Source organism: Microbacterium sp., assembly GCF_031179285.1.
Taxonomy (GTDB): Bacteria; Actinomycetota; Actinomycetes; order Actinomycetales; family Microbacteriaceae; genus Microbacterium.
This window is the reverse complement of the sequence record NZ_JAPSHY010000009.1, coordinates 75,903-92,154: the sequence shown is the minus strand read 5'-3', so window position 1 is coordinate 92,154 and position 16,252 is coordinate 75,903. Positions and strand designations below refer to the sequence as shown.

The window sequence follows — 16,252 nt, the reverse complement described above, 5'->3', positions numbered from 1 at the left end:
AATGTCACATTGCTCTCGTCACGTCCTCGACGGGGCGATCGACCGTCGCCCGCCGTCCGATCGCGCCGGTGACGGGGAGGACGAGAAGTGCCACGACCGCCAGCGTGCCCACCACGATCCCGAGCGCTCCTCCCGTGATCAGAGAACCGCCGACGGCGAGTGCGGTGGGGGCGACGGCGGCCAGCGCGACGACGAGCCCCAGCACGGTCCCGGTCGTCGCGAGAACGGCTGTCTCCGACCCGAGCACTCGCAGAACCTGTCGTCGCGTCGAACCCGTGAGGCGGAGCAGGGCCAGTTCGCGACGGCGCGCGAGGATCGTCACGCTGAGGGTGTTGATGACCGCGATGGCGGCGTAGGCGACCGTGATCGCCACCATCAGCGTGTTGATGATGGTCTGCACTCCCAGTCCCGAAGCGGCCACCGAGGCGATCGAGCGCCCGTCGCGCACGGACACGCTGCTGCCGTCGAACTCCGCGCGAAGCGCCTCGTGCAACGACGCGTCCGAGACGCCGTCCGCCGGGGTGACGAGAATCGTCGACGCCTCCCGCGTGGTGGTGTGGCGCGCGAGCAGGTCGGCCGGCAGCAGCAGACGTTCGTAGCCGACGCGGTCGGGATAGGTGGCCACCAGCCGGAGCGTCGCTCCCGCGCCGTCGCCGAAACGGAATGCGATCTCGTCACCCACGGACAGGCCGAGTTGGTCCGCGTTCCGTCTCGGCAGCGCGATCGTGTCTCCCGAGAGATCCGCAAGCGTTCCCTGGTCGGCGTCGAAGTTCGTCACATCGGCCGTGGTGATGCCGACGACGCTCCAGGGGCGATCCGGATGCGAGGGATCGTACGGCTTCTCGATCCACCCGCCGCTCAGCACGATCGCGCCTGCAGCACCGACGACATCGAGCGCGGCGGCGCGCTCGATGACCGCATCCGGCTGCCCTGCCGAGTCGAGCACCGCGCCCGCTCGGAACGGTGCGACCGCGGCCGCCAGCGCGGCTTCGCGCTGGATGTCCTGAGACGCCAGGTTTCCGACGCCGATGCCGACCACCAGGGCGATGCATGCCGTCACCGCGCTGAGCTGTCCGGACCTCAGCCGGAGACTGTCCGAACTGATCACTCCGAGGTGGCCGGCGGTCGCACGCAGAACGGGTCGAAGCATCACGTTGCCCAGCCGCAGCCAGACCGGCGCCAGCAGTGCCGCAGATATGCTGCCGGCGAGCACGGCGGGCCCGCTCGTCGCCGTCACCAGCGCCGGCGGCATCAGGCAGGTGATCACCGCGAGCGCGATCGCGCCCAGACCGAAGACCACGCCGAAGATCCACCGGGCCACACCCATGCGCACCTTCGGGATGTCGGCCTCCTGCAGGGCGTCGATCGCCCGTGATCGACGGGCGCCGCGCGCAGCGGCTGCCGTCGCCAGGAAGAGGACGAGCAGCGGAGCGACGGCCGCGATCGCCACCGGGATGACACCGACCTCGAGCTCGAGGACCGGCGGGAAGAGCCCTGCGGCGGACACGATCGCGAAGACTCCGGCGCTGATCGGGAATCCCACGCCGACGCCGACGATGATGCCGGAGATCCCGACCACCATCGTCTCGATCATGATGGCCCGTCGCGCCTGCCTGCCGGTAGCACCCGTCGCACGCAGAAGGCTGATCTCGCGCGATCGCTGACGCACCGACAGCGAGACCGTTCCCGAGACGATCGTCCCGAGCACCACGAGGACGATGCCCGCGAACACGGCACCGGTGACGATCGCGGGGATGCGCGAGGCGGACACTGCGGGATTCTCCGCCGCGCCGCGCCCGCCTCCTTCCAGGATCACGGCCCCGGGTACCGCCGCGTGGATCCGCCCGCGCAGCTCAGCGAGGTCTGCCTGGCCGGCGGGATGCACGGCGACGGCGTCGACGACCTCGCCTGCGGCGACCTCGGTGGCGACGTCGTCGGAGACGAAGAGGGTCGGCGGTGAGTTCGAGTCGCCGACGACGCCCGCGACCCGTGCGCCTCGCGGTTCGCCGCCGAGCACCACGGTGACGGAGTCGTCGACGGAGAGTGACATCCGCTCGGCCAAGGACGCGCTGATCGCGACTGCCGAGCCCGTCGGGAGCTCACCCGCATCGACACCGAACGGGCCGGATGCTGCGGATGACGCGTTCTGCGCAGTGACGGGGATCAGCTCATCGCCGTGCTGGATCCTGCCCTCGAGGAAGTGGACGGGCACGGCTGCGTCGACGCCCGCCAGATCACGGATGTCGGCGACCGCCTCCGCGGGGACCCGGTGGCGTTCGGGGTACGGGCGATAGTCCGTCGTGGGATCGCCTTCCGGCGTCAGCATGACGTAGTCGGGGCTGCCGATGACGATCATCTCGGCTGCGGACAGACGATCGGCGGGAGCGGTGAGCCTGATGCCCGTCTCGAAGAACCCGCCAGCGGTCATGACCAGTGCCGCGCCGAGAGCCGTGGCGATGAAGACTGCTGCACACGCGGCCAGGCGGTGCCGGATGCTGCTGAGAGCGATACTCCACATCAGCGCACCGCCATCCGGCTTGCGACCCTGGTGAGCTCGGCCGCGACGCTCTCGGGCGTCGGGCCGTACAGCGTCGTCGCGATCTGCCCGTCGACCACGACCACGACCTGGTCGGCATACGACGCGGCGATCGGATCGTGTGTCGTCATCAGGATGGCCTGGCCGTGCCAGGTCACGGACTCCCGCATGAGGGTGAGCACGCTGGCCGCAGTGGCGGTGTCGAGCGCCCCCGTCGGCTCGTCGGCGAACAGAACGTCCGCACGGCCGGCGAGCGCGCGCGCGATCGCCACACGCTGCTGCTGACCGCCGGAGAGCTCTCCCGGTCGATGGTCCGCCCGGTCTGCCAGCCCCACGCGTTCGATCGCCCGATCGACGGCGGCGTCATCGACGCGTCTGCCGGCCAGGATCATCGGCAGTGCGACGTTGCGCCGCACCGTGAGCGCGGGCATCAGATTGAAGGACTGGAAGATGAAAGCGGCGTGCTCACGGCGGAACTCGGTGAGCGCATCGTCCGACAGGCCGTCCAGGTCGCGGCCCGCCAGCCGCACGGATCCGGACGAGGGAGTATCGAGGCCCGCGGCGCAATGCAGAAGCGTGCTCTTCCCGGATCCGGAAGGACCCATCACCGCGGTGAAAGACCCGCGTGCGACGTCCAGGGTGACTCCTCGCAGCGCCTGCACGGTGCGGGCTCCCGAGTTGTACACCTTCCGCACATCGGAGAGGGCGATCGCGGGGCCGCCGCGATCGTCGAGCTCGTCGGCGATCTTCTTCTTCATGGTTCCCGTCCTCAGGATGGATTATTGTGTGACCCATGCACAATAACCGATTCCGGCGAGGAATGACAGACGGTGGCCGCGGATGCAGAGCGCGCCGCGCCTCGAAGCGTGATTACATCGAGGGATGACCCAGACGGATGCTCCCGAGCCGCCGAGGCTCCTGCCTCCGCAGCTGCGCCGCGCCTGGGGCATGCCGCAGCAGCCCGGCAAGCGCGGACGGCGTCCCTCGCTCGAGCTCGAGACGATCGTCGCGCAGGCCGCCGGACTTGCGGACACCGGCGGGATGGCGTCGGTGTCACTGGTGCGGCTCGCCGACGCTCTGAACGTCACGACGAACGCGCTGTATCGCTATGTCGACTCGCGCGAAGAGCTCGACGTGCTGCTGCGCGAGTACGCTCTCGCCGATCCCCCGCTCACGGCGACGACCGACGACTGGCGCGCCGCAACACGCGAGTGGGCAGGCGCGCTTCGCGAGCGGTATCTGCGGCATCCGTGGCTGGCGGATCTCACGCTCACCGTACCGATCACACCCAACGCCCTGGGCTGGCTCGAGGCGCTGCTGGCGGCACTCGAGAGCAGCCCGCTGCCAGCGCCTGACATCCTTCGCGCTGCCACCCTGCTCGACGGCTACGTCCGCTTCCAGTTCATCACGCAGCGAGACCTCGGAGCCTGGACCGAGCACCCGCTCTCAGATCGCGACGTCGTCGAGCAGGTCGCTCCGCTGATCGATGCACGGGGATATCGCCGCGTCGCCGCGCTGTTCGGCGCCGGACAGTATCAGGAGCCGACGATCGCCACGCACGATGCCGATTTCGAGTACGGACTCGAACGGATTCTGCGCGGTATCGCCGGCTGATCGCTCCCGCCATCACGGCGCGCCGCCGGGGTGGGGAGGCATACCCTGAAGCCATGGACCCTCTCGTCGCTCCCGCTCCGGCATTGGAGCCGGCCGAACTCGTCCGCACGGCCCGCCATGCCGTACTCGCGGGCATCGGCGAACAAGGACAACGCCGGCTGTCGGCGGCTCGCGTGACGGTGATCGGCGCCGGGGGCCTCGGCTCACCCGTGCTGCTGGCGCTCGCGGCGGCCGGAGTCGGCACGATCACGGTGATCGACGACGATGTCGTCGAGCTGACGAACCTGCAGCGCCAGCTCGCGCACCGTGTCGATGACATCGGTACGCCGAAGACGGCATCCGCTGCCCGTGCGATCACGGCCCTCGCTCCCCATGCGACCGTCAGGGAGGTGGGCGAACGCCTGGATGCCGGCAACGCCGAACGCCTGCTCGCCGGGGCAGACGTCGTCGTCGACACGAGCGACTCGTTCCAGACGCGCCGGCACGCGGCCTCGGCGACGGAGGCTCTCGGACTGCCGCTGGTGTGGGGCGCCGTGCAGGAATGGCACGCACAGGCCACGGTGTTCTGGGCGCGTCCCATCGTCGGCGAGCCGGTGGTGCTCGCCGACCTCTTTCCCGTCGGAACGGAGGGCGAGCCTCCCAGCTGCGCCCAGGTCGGCGTGCTGGGGGCGCTGTGCGTTCAGGTGGGGGGCGTCCTCGCGAGTGAGGTCGTGAAGCTCATCACCGGAGCGGGAGAGCCCCTTCTCGGCCGCCTCGCGATGATCGATGCCCTCACCGCCCGCCAGCACGAGATCGCGATCCGCCCCGCCTCGGCGGTGCCGGCGTGAACGGCGCGTCCGGCACGAGGAATCTGCGCTCCGTCGAGGAGCAGCTGGCGCGCGTGCTCGACGCCGTACGCGTGCTCGGGGCCGAGACGCTCGATGTGGCGGATGCGGCGGGGCGGACGCTGGCTGAGTCTGTGACGGCGGCACACGACATCCCCCTCTTCGACAACTCCGCGATGGACGGTTTCGCCGTGCGCGCGGCCGATGTCGCCGGCGCATCGCCCGAGAGTCCGGTCTCGTTGCGGGTCGTCGCCGACCTCCCGGCCGGGGTCTCGGCTGACCCGGCGCTGGGCGCGGGCGACGCTGCCCGCATCATGACCGGATCGCCGGCACCCACCGACGCCGATGCGATCGTGCCGTTCGAGGACACCGCCGGCGGACTCGCCGACTCGCTGCGCGAAGTGCGGGTGCTGCGGGCGCCGGCGCAACCCGGGGCGTTCATCCGCCGACGAGGTGCGGATCTGCGCGCGGGCGACGAACTGGTGCCCGCGGGAGACCGCATCGGCCCTTTCCAGGTCGCGGCGGCGGTCGCCGCGGGTGTCTCCGTCGTCACGCTGGCGCGTGCACCGCGCGTGGCGGTGGTGTCGACCGGCAGCGAGCTGCTCGCGCCCGGTGAGGCGCCGGCGCGCGGTCGTATCCCCGATTCGAACGGTCCCCTTCTCGAGCAGCTGGTGGGCGGTGCGGGTGCCGAGGTCGTGCTGGCCGCGCGGATCCCCGACGACGCGCACGCCGTCACGGAAGTGACGGCGCAGGCTCTCGAACGCGGCGCCGACGTGATCGTGTTCACCGGCGGGGTGAGCGCGGGAGCATACGAACCGGTGCGCTCGGCCTTCGACGGCGGCGGCGAGATCGAGTTCGTTCCCGTCGCCATGCAGCCTGGGAAGCCGCAGGCGTTCGGGGTGCTGGGTGCGGGCTGCCTGGTGTTCGGCCTGCCGGGCAACCCGGTGAGCGTCGCCGTCTCGTTCGAGGTGTTCGTGCGCCCGGCGCTGCTCGCGATGCAGGGACGCACCGATATCCATCGCCCGCTCGCTCCCTTCACGGCAGACACCCCGTGGACCACTCCTCCCGGCCGTCGTCAGTACCTCCCCGCCGTCGTCGACGTCGCAGCGCGCACGGTGCGGCCGGCGACCGCCGGCGGGTCGGGGTCGCATCTCGCCGGAGGTCTCGCCCGCGCACGCGCTTTCGCGATCGTGCCGGCCGAGGTGGATGCCGTCGCCGTCGGCGATGCGATCGATGTCATGCTGGTCGAATGAGCTTCCCCCACCTCGACGCCGCCGGACGCGCTCACATGGTCGATGTCACCGCGAAGCAGCCGACCGTGCGCACGGCGACGGCCCGCGGGTTCGTGCGCGCCGGTGCCGACGTGATCACCGCTCTCCGTGACGGCACCGCGCCGAAGGGCGACGTTCTCGCGGTCGCTCGCATCGCCGGCATCCAGGCCGCCAAGTCCACCGCCGCCCTGCTTCCGCTCGCGCACGTGATCGGCGTGCACCGGGCGAGCGTCGAACTCGAGATCGTCGACGCCGGGGTGCAGATCGAGGCGACCGTCGGCACCGCCGATCGCACCGGCGTCGAGATGGAGGCCCTGACCGCCGTGTCGGTGGCGGCGCTCGCGGTCGTCGACATGATCAAGGGCATCGACCGTGCCGTCATCATCGAAGACGTGCGCATCGTCGCGAAATCCGGCGGGCGCTCCGGTGATTGGGTCCGCCCCGGCGAACCGTCGCCCGAAGCGGCGTATCCCGCGTCGGACGAGTCGCGATGACCCTCGTGCGGTACTTCGCCGCGGCGGCGGAGGCGGCCGGGCGCGAGACCGAGGAGCGCGACGAGCGCACCCTGCTGGCACTGCGTGCAGCGGTCATCGAGCAGCATCCGGCTCTCGCCGACATCCTGCCGCGGTGCGCAGTGCTCGTCGACGGCGTGCGCGCTGACGACGATCGCCGGCTCGATGAGGCACGCCTCATCGACGTGCTGCCCCCGTTCGCGGGCGGGTGAGTGCGAGGCGGCTCAGCCGCCGATCCCCTTCCATGAGCTCGACCCATCGGACTCCAGCTGACGCTTCCACACCGGCAGGTCCCGCTTGATCGCCTCGATGACAGCACGGCACACGTCGAACGCCTCGGCACGATGCTCCGAGGCGACGGCGATGATGACAGCGGCATCGCCGACGTCCAGCCGGCCCGTGCGGTGACTGACCGCCACCAGAGCGGGCGCGCCGCTGCCGGCGACCGCCTCTTCAGCGAGCCTGCGCAGCGTCGCCTCGGCATCCGGATGCGAGCTGTAGTCCAGGCCGACGACGGGTGTCGTCGCGTCCGGGTCGTTGTCGCGCACCCGTCCGATGAAGGTCGTCACCGCACCGAGGCGATGATCCTCGACCGCGGCGAGATGGGCGTCGAGATCGAGGGGCTCGTCCGACATGGCCGCCAGTCGTACGTCGTTCATCAGTGATCTCCGCCCGCTACCTGTTCGATTGTGTGCACGGCCACCGCGAGCACGATGGGAACGCCGGAGGCGACGGCGCGAGTGGATCCGGGCAGATTGACGACCAGCGCCCCCTCGGGGTCGACGATGCCGGCGAGGCCGCGTGACAGCACGGACAGGGGGGTGTCGGCGAGCCCGCTGCGGCGCAGCTCCTCCGCGATCCCCGGGATCTCGCGGGTGATGACCGCTCGCGTGCCCTCGGGCGTCTCATCCCGCGGCCCGACCCCGGTGCCGCCCGTGGTGAGGATGAGCCGTGCCCCCGCCGCCACGGCCCGGCGCAGCGCGTCCTCCACCGAGCGCGCGCCGTCCGGAACGATCTCGGCCTCGCCGCAGGTGAATCCCGCCTCTCGCAGGAGTCCGACCGCCAGCGGCCCGCCGCGATCTTCCCGAACGCCCTCGAAGCACCGGTCGGAAACCGTGATCACGGACGCGGTGAGCGGGGTCATGGCCCCACCCTAGGCTCTGGGGACCGGATGCGCACGGGTCAGGTGACGCGGATGAGGGAGCGCTGCCAGCCGGACGAACCGTCGGGCGCGATCGGGGCTCGATCCTCGATCTGCAGGTCGCCGTTCTTGTTGACCGCGCGAACCGCGACATAGTGCGTCCCCGGGGTGGCATCCCACTCCATGAACCACTGCACCCAGGTGTCGTCGTTGATGGGTGTCGACATCGTCGCCGGCATCCAGTCGCCGTCGTCGATCTGGACTTCGACCCGCTCGATGCCGACGGACTGCGCCCACGCGACGCCTGCGATCGGGATGCGACCGGCGGGAACCGCTTCGCCGATGCTGGGGGTGTCGAGCCTCGATGAGAACTTGATCGGAGCCTTGGCGCTGTAGCCGCGCGGGGTCCAGTAGGCCTCGTCGTCGGCGAACGTGGTGACCTTGAGCTCGGTGAGCCACTTGGTCGCCGACACATAGCCGTAGAGACCTGGCACCACCATGCGCACGGGGAAGCCGTGCTCGAGCGGCAGCGGCTCGCCGTTCATACCGACCGCGAGGATCGCGTCGAGGTCGTCGTCGGTCAGGGCGGCCAGAGGGGTGCTGGCGGTGTAGCCGTCGACACTGCGGGACAGCACCATGTCGGCTCCCGATTTCACGCCGGCCTTCTTGAGCACGTCACGCAGTGGCACACCGAGCCACATCGCGTTGCCGACGAGTTCACCGCCGACCTCGTTCGAGACGCAGGTCAGCGTGATCGCGTACTCATCGATCCCCATGTCGAGGAGGTCCTGGAAGGTCAGCTCCACGCGCTGGTCGACCATGCCGTCGATCACGAGGCGCCAGGTCGCGGGGTCGATGGTGGGGACGGTGAGGGCGGTGTCGACGCGGTAGAAGTCCTTGTTCGAGGTGAACAGCGGGCTGAGCCCGGGGATGTCGAGTTCGGCTCCGGCCGGGACGGTCACCGTCGTCCCCGGGGCGGGCAGTCGCAGGGCGCTGCGGATCGACTCCACGGAAGCGACCGCCATGCTCACGGTGCGAGAGGCGATGCCGACGACGACGGCGGACACTCCGGCGATCCCCGCCAGCACGAAGAAGCGGCGCCGGTCGACGCCCGTCGGTGCTGCGGCGTGGTCGGCAGCGGTCGGTGCTGCGGCGTGGTCGGCGGCGGCGCTGTCCGGCGCGTCGTCGCTGAGCGTCGACACCCGCCATGCGCGCAGGCGGCGGCTGAGAAGCACGAGGAGGACGGACCCGGCGATCGTGCCGAGGAGCGGCGGGAGGAAGGCGAGCGCCGTCACGCCGGCGCGAGTGACGATCGCCGCGGTCGAGAGCGCCCCCGCGACGACCAGCGCGATGACGCCGAGCGGCGGCCGCACCAGCTGGAGGATCCCGGCGATCGCCGAGGCGATGACGACGGCGAGGCCGAGACCGGCGAGGAGAGCGATCTTGTCGTACTCGCCGAACGTGGCGATCGCGAACTCCTTGAACGGCTGCGGCACGATGTCGATGACGAATCCGCCCACCGCCAGGATCGGGCTTGCCGATCGCGCGAGAAGCAGGGCGAACAGCTCTGCTGTCGCGAGGAAGACGGCGCCTCCGATCACGCCCGCGAGGGCCGCCCACACGATGAACCGCCTGCCACTGCTCTGCTGCGCCATGGTCTTCTCCCTGTTCCCGGTGTGCTCCCTGCTTGTTCGGAGCCGCAGCGCGAACGGATCGCGACGATCGGCGCGGAGGTGTTCAGACCGCGATGACGCGGGGCGGTGCGAGTTCGCGGGGACGGACGCCATGGGCCTCGCGGTGCAGGCGTTCCATCCGAAGATCCAGTTCACTCGCGGCATCCGCGGCATCCGTGAGGCTGTCGACCAGATGCCCCGGGATCTGCCCCTGGAACTTGTAGTGGATCTTGTGTTCCAGACTCGCCCAGAAGTCCATCGCGATCGTGCGGAACTGCACCTCGACGGGGACCGCGATGGGGCCGGTGGAGAGGAACACCGGTACCTCGATGATGGTGTGAAGGCTCTTGTAGCCGTTGGGCTTCGGATCGGCGATGTAGTCCTTCACCACGCGGACCGTGACGTCGTCCTGCTGCGTCAGCAGATCGAACAGACGGTAGACGTCAGCGACGAAGCTGCACGTCACGCGCACGCCCGCGATGTCGGTGACCTCGGCCCTGATGGTGTCGAAATCGGGCTCGATGCCCTTGCGTGCCACCTTCTCGACGATGCTGTCGGGCGACTTGATGCGGCTCTTCACGTGCTCGATCGGGTTGTACGCGTGGTTGTGGGTGAACTCATCGCGGAGGATCGAGATCTTCGTCTCGACTTCGCGCATCCCGAACTCGTACTCGCGCAGGAACCGCTGGAACTGATCGCGGAGTTCTTTCGCCTCGGAGATGGCCTGCTCGTCGACGGAAACCGTGGTCATGATGGTGACGTTACGCATCCGTGATCGGAATCGGCTGGGTGTTCGCGAGCAGCGGACGATGATCAGCGTGACATCGCGGCGTCGATCAGCACCTCCGCGGCATCCCGCGCCTGCGCCGCGACCCGCGGGTCGGCGGAGATCGCGGCGGTGCTCTGCGCGCCCTCAGCGAGAATCGAAAGCTGCGCCGCGAGCACCGGCGGCGCCCCGATCTCGTCGACCAGCCCTGCCATGTACCGCTGGAACGACGCCTTGTGCTCGCGGACGGCGGCAGCGACATCGGGGTGGGTGCCGCCGAGTTCGCCGAACGCGTTGATGAACGCGCAGCCGCGGAAGCTGTCGGTGCAGAACCACTCCTCGAGGTAGCCGTACACGGCGAGCAGCCGCGAGCGGGCATCGGGCCCGGCATCCGCCACGGCACCCGACAGCGACGACTCCCACTCCGCGTGCCTGCGTGCGAGGACCGCGGCGACGATGTCCGTCTTCGCGGGGAAGAGAGAGTAGAGGCGCCTCAGCGACACGCCGGCGGCCGCGCGCAACTCATCCATCCCCACGGCCGCGTATCCCTTGCGGTAGTAGAGCTCTTCGGCGGCGGAGAGGATCCGCTCGCGTGCCTCGTCTTCGACCATGACAACAGTGTACTTGACATGAGAACGGACGTTCTCTACTGTGGGACCTACCAGCGAGAACGAGCGTTCTCGGATTGATGAGAGGATCGAATCATGGGTTACATCACTGTCGGAGACGAGAACAGCACACCCGTCGAGCTCTACTACGAAGACCAGGGAGCGGGCCAGCCGGTCGTGCTCATCCACGGCTACCCGCTCAACGGGCACAGCTGGGAGCGTCAGACCCGTCAGCTCCTCGCCGACGGCTACCGCGTCATCACCTACGACCGCCGCGGATTCGGGCAGTCCTCGAAGGTCGGCAGCGGATACGACTATGACACCTTCGCGGCCGACCTCAACACGGTGCTGGAGACCCTCGATCTTCGGGACGTCATCCTGGTGGGCTTCTCGATGGGCACGGGAGAACTGGCGCGGTACGTGTCGCGGTACGGCCACGAGCGTGTCGCCAAGCTCGCATTCCTCGCCTCGCTGGAGCCCTTCCTCGTGCAGCGCGACGACAACCCCGAGGGCGTGCCGCAGGATGTCTTCGACGGCATCGAGGCGGCAGCCAAGGGCGACCGTTTCGCCTGGTTCACGCAGTTCTACAACGATTTCTACAACCTCGACGAGAACCTCGGCTCTCGCATCAGCCAGGAAGCGGTGACCGGCAGCTGGAACGTCGCGATCAGCAGCGCTCCCGTCGCGGCCTACGCCGTGGTCTCATCCTGGATCGAGGACTTCCGCGACGATGTCGAGGCCGTCCGCGCCGCCGGCAGGCCGACGCTGATCCTGCACGGCACGAAGGACAACATCCTGCCCATCGATGTCACCGCCCGTCGCTTCCACCAGGCGGTGCCGGATGCCGACTACGTCGAGGTCGAGGGTGCACCGCACGGGCTGCTCTGGACCCACGCCGACGAGGTCAACGCAGCGCTGAAGGAGTTCCTGGCGAAGTAGGGCGTGCGGCGGCATCCGCGCTCTCCCCGCTCCCGCGCCCGCCCGGCTTCTGCGGTCCGCCGCGCAACTTCTGCGGCCAATCCGAGCTTCTGCGGCCAAAATCCTCGGATCTGGCCGCAGAAGTGTGTCCGGGCCGCAGAAGTCCCGGGCGGCCGGCCCGCTCGGGCGGATGCCCGGGTCAGGAGGATATGACGGGAATCGCCCTGATTCGGGCACTTCTCCTGATCTCGGCACCAGTGGCCGGGACCGACGGGCGAAGGGGACCGACCCAGTGGGTCAGGCGTCGCGCGAGCGCCAGAGCAGCCAGACGAAGTAGGGCGCTCCGAGCAGCGCGACGAGCAGACCCGCCGGCAGCTGGGCGGGCAGGATGATCGTGCGTCCGAGGGTGTCGGCGAGAGCGACGAGCACTGCGCCGAGCAACACTGCCACCGGGATCACCCGCGTGTGCCGTGAGCCGACGAGGGCGCGGGCAGCGTGAGGGGCGACCAGGCCGACGAAGCCGATGACACCGACCGCTGCGACGCTGAACGAGGCGAGCACCGCGGCCATGACGAGCAGCACGAGGCGGCTGCGCTCCAGCCTGATGCCCACGAGCCGCGGAGTGTCCTCATCGAGCGACATGACGTCGAGGTCGCGGCGGGCGGCGAACACGACCGGAAGCGCGATGGCGAGGACGATCGCCACCGGGATCACCTGCTCCCAGACCCGTCCGTAGGTGGTGCCGGCCAGCCAGGTGTAGATCCTCGGCGTGTCCCATGGGTTCGCGCGCAACAGGAAGAAGGTCGTGAGCGACGTCGTGCCGTACGCGACACCGATGCCGATGAGGATGAACCGGTCGGCGTTGAGACCCCGCCGCCACGCCAGCGCATACACGAGCGCGAAGGCGAGCAGCGATCCGGCGAGCGCCGCTGCGATCATCCCGGCCGTCGACGCGACGGCACTGGTCACCACCAGCACGGCTCCGAGACCGGCACCGCCGGTGACACCGAGGATGCCGGGGTCGGCGAGCGGGTTGCGGCTCACGGCCTGGAAGATGCCGCCCGACAGCGCGAGCGCCCCACCCGCCACGACCGCCGCGACCACCCGTGGTGCGCGTTCGTCGAGGGAGAAGGAGATCAGGGGCGGAGCCTCTCCGCTGAGCCAGAGCGCGATGTCACCGGTGAGAAGCCAGGTGCTTCCCGCCAGCAGTCCGAGGACGACGGCGCCGGCGAGCGCGGCGACGGAGACCGCGACGACGATCGCGAAGCGACGAGAGCTGCGTACGCCGAAGCGCACCTTCGGCGGTTCACGGGTCGGGCCGGAGTCGCGGAGCCGCCGGGCCATCAGCACGAGAACGAGCGCGCCGACCAGCGTCGTGGCGACCCCGGTCGGCACAGCCAGCGCGGCTTCGGCGCCGATCAGCATCCGAAGGACCGCATCGGCGAGGATCACGATGATCGCGCCGATGAGCCCCGCTGTCGGGATGAGCATCGCGTGGCGGTGAAGGCTCGGCACCACCCGCGCGAGCAGGCGAGCGAGCACCGGAGCACAGAGCCCCACGAAACCCATGGGACCGGCCAGCGCCACGGACACTGCGATGAGGACGACCGCGAGCAGGATGCCGATGACGCGCGTCGACCGGATCGGAACGCCCAGCGACGACGCCGTGTCATCGCCGAGAGCCAGGACGTCGAGGCGGCGAGCGAGAACGATCGCCGCGATCGTCACCACCACGATGATCGGTGCCGACTGCACGAAGGCTTCGAGCCCGAGCTGCGAGAGACTTCCGCTTCCCCAGGCGTACAGGCCCTTGGTCTCCTCGTCGAACAGCACCAGCAGCGTGGAGGTGCCGGCCTGGAAGGCGAGGGCGAGCGCGGAGCCTGCCAGGATGAGGCGCGTCGTCGACGATCCCGCTCCGCCCGCGAGCCCGAGCACGATGCCGGCCGCGACGATGCCACCCGCGAAGGCGACGGCGCCCGAGGCCCACACCGGGATCGCGATCCCGAGGGCGGTGACCGCCGTGACCGCGAGGTACGCCCCGGCGGTGACGCCGAGGGTGTCGGGCGAGGCGAGCGCGTTGCGGGCGAGCGACTGCAGCAGGACGCCCGCGACCCCGAGGGCCACCCCCACCGCCGTCCCCGCTGCGAGCCGCGGGATGCGCGCCCCGGCGAGGATCTCGGCGTTGGCGAATACAGCGCCACTCGTCCCCTGCGTGAGGTGCCAGCATCCGACCGCGACCAGCACGATCGCCAGGCCCAGAAGGATGCCGGCGCCGCCGAGGCGCGAGGAACGTCCGGTGGGAAGCGGTGCCGCCACCGTCGTCTCCCGCGCCTCGGAGACGGTCACTGGGACAGCACCTCGAGGTACGCGTCGATGATCTGCTGGGCCGAACGCGGGCCGCCGAACATCCAGATGCCCTCAGGGAACGCCCGCACTCGCTCGTCCTTCACCGCGGGTAGCGAATCCCACACGGCGTTGCCCTCGACAGCATCCATGAAGATGCTGCCGTCCTCCTCCTTGGTGCCGGAGTAGATGAGGGTCGCATCGCCGACGGCGGTCATGCCCTCGATGTCGGTCTGGCCGAGCCCGTACGCGGGATCGACCTCTCCGATCCAGGCGTTGGTCAGCCCCAGTCCTTCCCCGATCTCGCCGACGAGGGATCCCTGCCCGAACGGACGCAGCGACACGTTGCTGCCGTCGATCCAGCCGTCGAAGAAGACGAAGCTGTCGAGATCGGCTGCATCGCTCGCGAGCTTCGCCTTGGCGTCGGCGAGGTGGGTCTCGAACTCCTCGGTCACGACCTGGGCGCGCTCTTCGCGGCCGGTCGCCTGGGCGATGAGTTCGAAGGTCTCGAGCATCTGCGCGAGCGGGTCGGCGGCGTCGGCGCCGAGGGTCGCGAGCACCGGGACGCCGTAGGCCTCCAGCTGGCCGATGATCGCGTCGTCGCGGGTGTAGGCCTCGACGATGACGAGGTCGGGCTCGGCGGCGAACAGCGCATCGAGGTTCGGCTCCTGACGCGTTCCGACGTCGATGACGTCCGCCGGAAGCTCCTCCGCCTTGACCCAGGTGCCGAACCCTTCGGCGTCGGCGACCGCGATCGGCGCGACGCACAGGGTGAGGGCATCCTCGACCTGCTGCCACTCGAGCACGGCGATGCGCTCGGCCGGCTCGTCGAGTTCGATCGTGCGTTCGAACGCGTCGGTGAGAGTGACCGGGTCGGTCGAGGTCGCCGTCGTGTCGGCTTCGCAGTCCTCGCTGGTCGCCGCCGCGGGTGCGTCGGAGCCGGTCGAGGTCGTCGGCTGCGTGGTGCCGCAGCCGGTGAGCGCGAGCAGCAGCGCTGCGCCGGTCGCGAGCGCGATCAAGGGAGTCTTCTTCATGGTGTCCTCAAAGGGTGGTCGGGTGTGGGTCGAGGGAGATCAGGCGGATGCCGCGAGGGGGAGCCGTCGGATCCTGCTGTGGTGCCGGCCCTGCGGCTGCACGTGCACGCGCCCGGTGACCGGGTCGACGGTGGTCTCGATGCGCAGGCCGTAGACATACGAGAGGTTCTCGCCGGTGAGGACGTCGGCCGGGTCGCCGGCGGCGTGCACGCGGCCCTGATGCATCAGCACCACCTCGTCGGCGACGGATGCGGCGTGGTCGAGATCGTGCAGCACGACGCCGATGGCGGTGCCGTGATCGTCCGCCAGATCGCGCACCAGGTCGAGGGTTTCGATCTGGTAGCGCAGGTCGAGGTGGTTGGTGGGCTCGTCGAGGAGCAGGATGCCGGTGTCCTGAGCGAGCGCGGTGGCGAGCCACACGCGCTGCAACTCGCCACCGGAGAGCTGGTCGACCGCGCGATCGGCCATGTCGGTGAGGCCCGCGAGGGCGAGGGAGCGCGTGATGGCGGCGCGATCGGCATCCGTCGATCCCGAGAACCGGCCGCGGTGAGGGTGACGGCCGTAGGCGACCACGTCGCGCACCTCGATGCCGGAAGGGTGCGGACGCGACTGCGAGAGCATCGCCACGGTGCGGGCGAACTCCTTCGCCGAGAGCGCCGACGAGTCGCGGAGGTCGCTGTCGACGCCGATCTGCACCTGCCCCTCCTCGGTGCGGTGCAGCCGGGCGAGAGCGCGCAGCACCGTGGACTTGCCGCTGCCGTTTGGTCCGATCAGCGCCGTAACGGTGCCGGGCGAGAGCCGGAGCGAGACGTCGTGGACGACGCGGGCACGTCCGTAGGAGAGCACGAGGCCGTCGCCACGAAGCTCACTGCCGGGTATCGGGAGATCACGGGTAGACACGTTAGGAGAGCCTAACCTATTCGCGTCGATCACACATCTCGGCGTCACAGTGCTTCAGTCGGCGACCGAGGCGGAGCGGACGCGGAAGTCGGCGACCGGCGATCGACCGCCC

16 protein-coding genes are annotated in these 16,252 nt (G+C 70.0%); 6 read left to right on the top strand and 10 right to left on the bottom strand.

The window, feature by feature from the left end:
• Positions 1-4: 4 nt before the first annotated feature.
• Both RIN18_RS07875 and RIN18_RS07870 read right to left on the bottom strand, forming a co-directional pair.
• On the bottom strand, positions 5-2,518 hold the full coding sequence (locus tag RIN18_RS07875; RefSeq protein WP_309103408.1) for an ABC transporter permease: 2,514 nt from the start codon (positions 2,516-2,518) through the stop codon (positions 5-7).
• Positions 2,518-3,294 (bottom strand): ABC transporter ATP-binding protein, encoded by a 777-nt coding sequence (locus RIN18_RS07870; RefSeq protein WP_309103407.1) that lies wholly within the window; start codon positions 3,292-3,294, stop codon positions 2,518-2,520. The genes RIN18_RS07875 and RIN18_RS07870 overlap by 1 nt, the downstream gene beginning before the upstream one ends.
• Positions 3,295-3,418: 124 nt before the next feature.
• Between RIN18_RS07870 and RIN18_RS07865 the strand changes: the two genes are divergently transcribed.
• Genes RIN18_RS07865 through RIN18_RS07845 form a run of 5 tightly spaced genes read left to right on the top strand, consistent with a single transcriptional unit; the run spans position 3,419 to position 6,969 of the window.
• Entirely contained in the window at positions 3,419-4,150 is a 732-nt protein-coding gene (locus tag RIN18_RS07865; RefSeq protein WP_309103406.1) for a TetR/AcrR family transcriptional regulator C-terminal domain-containing protein, read from the top strand.
• 53 nt (positions 4,151-4,203) lie between these two features.
• On the top strand, positions 4,204-4,977 hold the full coding sequence (locus RIN18_RS07860; protein WP_309103405.1) for a HesA/MoeB/ThiF family protein: 774 nt from the start codon (positions 4,204-4,206) through the stop codon (positions 4,975-4,977).
• A complete protein-coding gene (glp, locus tag RIN18_RS07855) occupies positions 4,974-6,227 on the top strand; it encodes a gephyrin-like molybdotransferase Glp (protein WP_309103404.1) in 1,254 nt (417 codons plus the stop codon). Before RIN18_RS07860 ends, glp begins: the two co-directional genes overlap by 4 nt.
• Positions 6,224-6,739 carry a cyclic pyranopterin monophosphate synthase MoaC gene (gene moaC / locus RIN18_RS07850; protein ID WP_309103403.1) on the top strand — a complete coding sequence of 172 codons (516 nt, stop codon included), beginning with the start codon at positions 6,224-6,226 and terminating at the stop codon, positions 6,737-6,739. The genes glp and moaC overlap by 4 nt, the downstream gene beginning before the upstream one ends.
• Positions 6,736-6,969 carry a MoaD/ThiS family protein gene (locus RIN18_RS07845; RefSeq protein ID WP_309103402.1) on the top strand — a complete coding sequence of 78 codons (234 nt, stop codon included), beginning with the start codon at positions 6,736-6,738 and terminating at the stop codon, positions 6,967-6,969. The genes moaC and RIN18_RS07845 overlap by 4 nt, the downstream gene beginning before the upstream one ends.
• A gap of 12 nt (positions 6,970-6,981) precedes the next feature.
• Here RIN18_RS07845 and RIN18_RS07840 read toward each other — a convergent pair whose 3' ends face one another.
• The 5 genes from RIN18_RS07840 to RIN18_RS07820 form a co-directional block, all read right to left on the bottom strand.
• Positions 6,982-7,416: a molybdenum cofactor biosynthesis protein MoaE gene (locus RIN18_RS07840; protein WP_309103401.1), complete on the bottom strand. Its 435-nt coding sequence runs from the start codon at positions 7,414-7,416 to the stop codon at positions 6,982-6,984.
• Complete coding sequence (locus RIN18_RS07835) at positions 7,416-7,901, bottom strand: MogA/MoaB family molybdenum cofactor biosynthesis protein (protein WP_309103400.1); 486 nt, start codon at positions 7,899-7,901, stop codon at positions 7,416-7,418. Before RIN18_RS07835 ends, RIN18_RS07840 begins: the two co-directional genes overlap by 1 nt.
• 38 nt (positions 7,902-7,939) lie before the next feature.
• Positions 7,940-9,553: a molybdopterin-dependent oxidoreductase gene (locus RIN18_RS07830; RefSeq protein WP_309103399.1), complete on the bottom strand. Its 1,614-nt coding sequence runs from the start codon at positions 9,551-9,553 to the stop codon at positions 7,940-7,942.
• 82 nt (positions 9,554-9,635) lie between these two features.
• The gene (locus tag RIN18_RS07825) at positions 9,636-10,322 is read right to left on the bottom strand and encodes a GTP pyrophosphokinase family protein (RefSeq protein ID WP_309103398.1); all 687 of its coding nucleotides are present in this window, start codon (positions 10,320-10,322) and stop codon (positions 9,636-9,638) included.
• 62 nt (positions 10,323-10,384) lie between these two features.
• Positions 10,385-10,948 carry a TetR/AcrR family transcriptional regulator gene (locus RIN18_RS07820; RefSeq protein ID WP_309103397.1) on the bottom strand — a complete coding sequence of 188 codons (564 nt, stop codon included), beginning with the start codon at positions 10,946-10,948 and terminating at the stop codon, positions 10,385-10,387.
• A 93-nt stretch (positions 10,949-11,041) separates the two neighbouring features.
• Between RIN18_RS07820 and RIN18_RS07815 the strand changes: the two genes are divergently transcribed.
• The gene (locus tag RIN18_RS07815; protein ID WP_309103396.1) at positions 11,042-11,884 is read left to right on the top strand and encodes an alpha/beta hydrolase; all 843 of its coding nucleotides are present in this window, start codon (positions 11,042-11,044) and stop codon (positions 11,882-11,884) included.
• A gap of 276 nt (positions 11,885-12,160) precedes the next feature.
• Here RIN18_RS07815 and RIN18_RS07810 read toward each other — a convergent pair whose 3' ends face one another.
• The 3 genes from RIN18_RS07810 to RIN18_RS07800 are packed head-to-tail and all read right to left on the bottom strand — an operon-like array spanning position 12,161 to position 16,140.
• Complete coding sequence (locus RIN18_RS07810; protein WP_309103395.1) at positions 12,161-14,209, bottom strand: iron ABC transporter permease; 2,049 nt, start codon at positions 14,207-14,209, stop codon at positions 12,161-12,163.
• Positions 14,206-15,240, bottom strand: a complete 1,035-nt coding sequence (locus RIN18_RS07805) for an iron-siderophore ABC transporter substrate-binding protein (protein ID WP_309103394.1) — start codon at positions 15,238-15,240, stop codon at positions 14,206-14,208. Before RIN18_RS07805 ends, RIN18_RS07810 begins: the two co-directional genes overlap by 4 nt.
• 39 nt (positions 15,241-15,279) lie before the next feature.
• Positions 15,280-16,140: an ABC transporter ATP-binding protein gene (locus tag RIN18_RS07800; protein WP_309103393.1), complete on the bottom strand. Its 861-nt coding sequence runs from the start codon at positions 16,138-16,140 to the stop codon at positions 15,280-15,282.
• Positions 16,141-16,252: the final 112 nt, after the last annotated feature.

Excerpts from the sequence above, each read along its gene's own strand:
- RIN18_RS07875 (WP_309103408.1), bottom strand. The coding sequence starts at position 2,518 with ATGTGGAGTATCGCTCTCAGCAGCATCCGGCACCGCCTGGCCGCGTGT.
- RIN18_RS07870 (WP_309103407.1), bottom strand. The coding sequence starts at position 3,294 with ATGAAGAAGAAGATCGCCGACGAGCTCGACGATCGCGGCGGCCCCGCG.
- RIN18_RS07865 (WP_309103406.1), top strand. The coding sequence starts at position 3,419 with ATGACCCAGACGGATGCTCCCGAGCCGCCGAGGCTCCTGCCTCCGCAG.
- RIN18_RS07860 (WP_309103405.1), top strand. The coding sequence starts at position 4,204 with ATGGACCCTCTCGTCGCTCCCGCTCCGGCATTGGAGCCGGCCGAACTC.
- moaC (WP_309103403.1), top strand. The coding sequence starts at position 6,224 with ATGAGCTTCCCCCACCTCGACGCCGCCGGACGCGCTCACATGGTCGAT.
- RIN18_RS07845 (WP_309103402.1), top strand. The coding sequence starts at position 6,736 with ATGACCCTCGTGCGGTACTTCGCCGCGGCGGCGGAGGCGGCCGGGCGC.
- RIN18_RS07840 (WP_309103401.1), bottom strand. The coding sequence starts at position 7,416 with ATGAACGACGTACGACTGGCGGCCATGTCGGACGAGCCCCTCGATCTC.
- RIN18_RS07835 (WP_309103400.1), bottom strand. The coding sequence starts at position 7,901 with ATGACCCCGCTCACCGCGTCCGTGATCACGGTTTCCGACCGGTGCTTC.
- RIN18_RS07830 (WP_309103399.1), bottom strand. The coding sequence starts at position 9,553 with ATGGCGCAGCAGAGCAGTGGCAGGCGGTTCATCGTGTGGGCGGCCCTC.
- RIN18_RS07825 (WP_309103398.1), bottom strand. The coding sequence starts at position 10,322 with ATGACCACGGTTTCCGTCGACGAGCAGGCCATCTCCGAGGCGAAAGAA.
- RIN18_RS07820 (WP_309103397.1), bottom strand. The coding sequence starts at position 10,948 with ATGGTCGAAGACGAGGCACGCGAGCGGATCCTCTCCGCCGCCGAAGAG.
- RIN18_RS07815 (WP_309103396.1), top strand. The coding sequence starts at position 11,042 with ATGGGTTACATCACTGTCGGAGACGAGAACAGCACACCCGTCGAGCTC.
- RIN18_RS07805 (WP_309103394.1), bottom strand. The coding sequence starts at position 15,240 with ATGAAGAAGACTCCCTTGATCGCGCTCGCGACCGGCGCAGCGCTGCTG.